Annotated in this window: 6 protein-coding genes; all 6 read right to left on the bottom strand. The window is 61.6% G+C overall.

Annotated features, from left to right (window positions below; all coding sequences use genetic code 11):
• Positions 1-88: 88 nt before the first annotated feature.
• Complete coding sequence (locus tag AC2EAQ_RS18875) at positions 89-232, bottom strand: hypothetical protein (RefSeq protein ID WP_484645986.1); 144 nt, start codon at positions 230-232, stop codon at positions 89-91.
• A gap of 250 nt (positions 233-482) precedes the next feature.
• The gene (locus tag AC2EAQ_RS18870; RefSeq protein WP_484645985.1) at positions 483-959 is read right to left on the bottom strand and encodes a DM13 domain-containing protein; all 477 of its coding nucleotides are present in this window, start codon (positions 957-959) and stop codon (positions 483-485) included.
• A 158-nt stretch (positions 960-1,117) separates the two neighbouring features.
• Positions 1,118-1,534: a GFA family protein gene (locus AC2EAQ_RS18865; protein WP_484645984.1), complete on the bottom strand. Its 417-nt coding sequence runs from the start codon at positions 1,532-1,534 to the stop codon at positions 1,118-1,120.
• A 146-nt stretch (positions 1,535-1,680) separates the two neighbouring features.
• The gene (locus AC2EAQ_RS18860) at positions 1,681-2,190 is read right to left on the bottom strand and encodes a hypothetical protein (protein WP_484645983.1); all 510 of its coding nucleotides are present in this window, start codon (positions 2,188-2,190) and stop codon (positions 1,681-1,683) included.
• A 237-nt stretch (positions 2,191-2,427) separates the two neighbouring features.
• Positions 2,428-2,841, bottom strand: a complete 414-nt coding sequence (locus tag AC2EAQ_RS18855; protein WP_484645982.1) for a hypothetical protein — start codon at positions 2,839-2,841, stop codon at positions 2,428-2,430.
• 140 nt (positions 2,842-2,981) lie between these two features.
• Positions 2,982-3,488, bottom strand: a complete 507-nt coding sequence (locus AC2EAQ_RS18850) for an HXXEE domain-containing protein (protein WP_484645981.1) — start codon at positions 3,486-3,488, stop codon at positions 2,982-2,984.
• Positions 3,489-3,713: the final 225 nt, after the last annotated feature.

The following is a 3,713-nucleotide window of genomic DNA, read 5'->3' as shown; positions in this document are numbered from 1 at the left end:
ACCCTCCTCAAGGCCCTGGATGGCCGTCGCCCCGAAAGCGACAACGGCGCCGTCTTGAAGGCCGCGTAGCATGTCCACCGAGGAGCCGTCACCGGTCACGGTTCAACAGCGAGCGGGACATCGCCATGGACGCCGCACGCAGGCTTCCTCGAAGCAAGAAGACCCCAGCAACGACGGCGAAGACATTGAAGCTGGATGAGTACGAGATGCGGTTGACGATGCAATAGATCATCACTGCAATGTCAAGAAGACCCACTGCAACGAGAACCGTGCCCGTGCGCTTGAGGATGGACGCGTGAGGTGAGAGTCCCATAGGGCGGCTAACGTTCGGTCCAACTCCTGCCTTGGAGGTAGGTGCTGTCAGCCCGATGATCGATGCTGCTACGAGCAACCGGCGTCGGGCCTACATCGCCTGCCATAGCGGGTCGGAGGTCGAGAGAGAGGATAGGCGTCACTCTTCGTCCGCAAGCGACAACCGATGCCTACCGGTACTTCGCGGCAGAAATGAACTCACTGAAGGTCTCGCACCACACAATCATTGCCTTGTACCTTCCGGGATCGACTCCATCCGGCAGCGCTACAACGAAGTTCTCGAAGGTCCTTACGTCACCGACCCGGACCATGGTTGGCTTCAGTCGCTTGAAGTCAGCCTCGGTCTCAACAAACTCCGGCGACAGGTAAAGCTTGTAGTCCGGGCCTGGGGAGAGCTTCCCGTGCAGAGACACAGCGGTCGTTGAGAGGGTGACGGTGCCCTCTCCCCAGTGAAGTGCGTCGCTGTCCTTCAGGTCACGCCTGAACTCGCCTCGATAGAGTGCCTGATGAGTGGCCGCCTTGATCTGCTCCGCCGTGGGTGCCTCAGGTGCAATGAGGATCGGCAGTGCATAGATGCCTCCGGCAAAGCCGGCCAAGGCCACAGCGGCGTGTGAGGCCGCGAGCAGAAGAGCCCTACGTGCGTTCATCGTCGAAGAGGGTAGGTCCGGAGTCGAAATGTGACGCTTGAGGTTCGAGCCAAGCCGCGCTCTGCGGCCGACGCCGACTGGCCGCGGAGGGACGATGACCACCATGGCCCGGAGCGGCCAGACGGTGGCTGCCGTAGCGCGTCGGCTGGAGCGAGGGATCAGACCGCATTGTCGTGGGCTCGATCCGACGGGTGGTTCACACCATCGTTGACCGGCACGTCTGGGATGAGGAACGGATTGATGCCTTCAAGGCACCCGACGTTGTAGCCGTACTGATCCGGAAGCGACCTGCGTCGATGGTGGGTATAGATCCCACAGTTGGCGCAGAAGTAGTGCTTGGCTGTCTTGGTGTTGAACTCGTACAGGCGTAGGAACTCGTGACCCTGGATGACGGTGATCCCGTCCAGCTTCACAGACGCGACAACAGCGCCGCGGCGGCGGCACATCGAGCAGTCGCAGCGTCTGGGGTTGACGATTCCGTCCGGCAGATCAAGAACAAGGACGACAGCACCACAGTGGCAGGACAAGCGGTGCCGAGGGCCAACTTTGACTCCGCCGACCGACGTGATTGACACGGAACCTCCTGAGCGTGGGGGGTGAGGATTGACGCAGCGCTAACCGGGCGGCGACGCCTTGGCGCCTGGCCCGTGCCGCACATGATAGGCAACGAGTGCCGCGCGGGTGGGATGCCATGCCATCGGCGCGCCGGGTGAACGACCCGTTAGGCGGCGCTTTCGGCGTCGCGTAGAGCGACGACGCGTCTGGAGGCTGCCGACAGCAGGAGCTTGGAGTAGAGCCGATGGAAGCCAAGCAGGACGTGAAACGCCAGGCCGAACTGGCCGCCCGGACGCATGGGAACTACCGCGGAGCCAAACAGCAACGTCGTGGAGGCGTCGCCGGGTGCCTGTGGCTGGACGCTCAGCCACGACCTTGTTTGGCCTGCGTCCATGAGAATCTCGTTGCTGTCTCTGTGCTCCACCGTCCAGGCCGAAAAGCGGTCAGAGGCGGCGCTTGCCAGCAGTAGCGCCTGCTCATCCGTCGACTTGATGTGCAGTACCTTCTCGAGCAGCCACCTTTCGACCTTGAAGAGCGGCGTTGTGTAGAAGGCTAGAACGAACTCAGGCAAGGTCACCCTTCCCCCCACTGACACGGTGTAGCAGTCGGTGAACGCACCCTTGCGCGCATAGGCCCCGAGAAAAGATGCCTCAGGAACCGTGGTGGGCGAGACCATCAACAAGTGCAATTTCAGCCGCCTAGCGCCCGAACCAACCCCGATCGCGGAAGCAGGAAGCGCAAGCCCGGTCTACGACGAATCTGCCGCTGGGGCGGACCGGGCCTTCGCTGAGCACCGCAACGGGGCGAGGGTTGAGCGAAGGGTTAGGCGTCACTTTGCCTTGGGCACGCATTTGCACTTGTTGAAGAAAACCTGGGCCGACATGCCTGATTGCGCGCATTCCGCTGAGCAGTTCTATCTAGTGACCTGTTCAAGGTAGTTCAGCGGGACGAATACTGCAAGTATTGCTCCGGCTGCAACCGCCACCTTGAGGGCCAGGCTCTTGACTTCACTCCTAGTCCAGGGGCGCGTTGCTCTTGGCATGCCACCGAGTTGGCCACCGAAGTAGAAGCGCGAGCAAGCGTCGCACTGAAGCCAAGAGAAGTAGCGCCAGTAGATCCAATAGACGAGCATCACGACGGCCGCGACACCGAGCGCGGGATGGATGAGCGCCAAGCCGAGCCCAAGAGCCGCCACGGCTAGCAGAACCGGCGCCAGCGGCATCTGAAACTCAGGCTTGTCGGCATCCAGCGTGAGCCACTTCGGATGAACAAGAGTTCGTGACAGACCACCGCCGCAGTGCGGGCATGCGTACCTGCGCAGGGGCATGGGTGGTGACGCCTAACGTTCGAGGTAACCTGCCCGCGGAGGCGCGCAGCGTAAGCCTGGTACGCGATGATGCCTCAAGGCTCGCGGACCAGGCTTACGCTGCGCGCCGTAGCGGGTCAGGTTGACCGAGGGGTTAGGCGTCACTGCGAAGCTGCACTCGCGCCAGATTTCAGACTGCGCAGCCTGCGACGAACATGCATGAGGATGGCCGCATGGATGACAACTGCCAGCAAGGCCGACGCGGCGTGATGAAGAGGGCGAGCGGTTTGCGTGGCTGCGGTTAGCCACAGCGCAATGCCACCCAGCGGCAGAAACAGGATGATTGCAGTAGCCAAGCCTGGGTTGTACCGCTTGAACAGCAAGGCGTGGACGAGGTGTACCACGGCATTGACGAGAACCAGATAGACCGCGAGGAGCGCCCAGCCCGGATGGCTACTGGTGCTGGCATAGATGGCTACGACGATTAGCAGCCACACGCCCGGTACGTTCGTTACGAATACAGCGAGGCTTGAGAGCGCCTCGTAACCCTGACCGATTGTCTGATTGAAAAACGTTCGGAACCTGTCCTGATCATGCTCCTCTAGCTGGTGAAGCATGTACACCGGCAAGTGCAAGAAGGTTACCAGCGTAAACGTGGACCAGCCCATGCTGATTGTTGGGAGCAACAACAGAAGCAGGACTGCGGCTAGTGCCCCGCCATAGACCCAGTAGGCAACAATGCGAGACAGCATGGGGTGTTCGGTGTGACGCCTAACGTTTGAGCTGAGCGGACGCCTTCGGAATGGCGCTTGGCCCGCGAGACGGATGATGACCTGAACCGGCTCGCGGGCCAAGCGGCTTGCCGATGGAGGTCCGCTCGAGCGAAGGGTTAG

It is taken from the genome of Aquabacterium sp. T101 (assembly GCF_057219775.1).
Note: the sequence above shows the minus strand (reverse complement) of the source record. Positions and strands in the feature narration are given on the sequence as shown.

What these genes read in the sequence shown, in the direction of transcription:
- AC2EAQ_RS18870 (WP_484645985.1), bottom strand. Translation starts at nt 959, where the DNA reads ATGAACGCACGTAGGGCTCTTCTGCTCGCGGCCTCACACGCCGCTGTG.
- AC2EAQ_RS18850 (WP_484645981.1), bottom strand. Translation starts at nt 3,488, where the DNA reads ATGGGCTGGTCCACGTTTACGCTGGTAACCTTCTTGCACTTGCCGGTG.
- AC2EAQ_RS18855 (WP_484645982.1), bottom strand. Translation starts at nt 2,841, where the DNA reads ATGCCCCTGCGCAGGTACGCATGCCCGCACTGCGGCGGTGGTCTGTCA.
- AC2EAQ_RS18860 (WP_484645983.1), bottom strand. Translation starts at nt 2,190, where the DNA reads ATGGTCTCGCCCACCACGGTTCCTGAGGCATCTTTTCTCGGGGCCTAT.
- AC2EAQ_RS18875 (WP_484645986.1), bottom strand. Translation starts at nt 232, where the DNA reads ATGATCTATTGCATCGTCAACCGCATCTCGTACTCATCCAGCTTCAAT.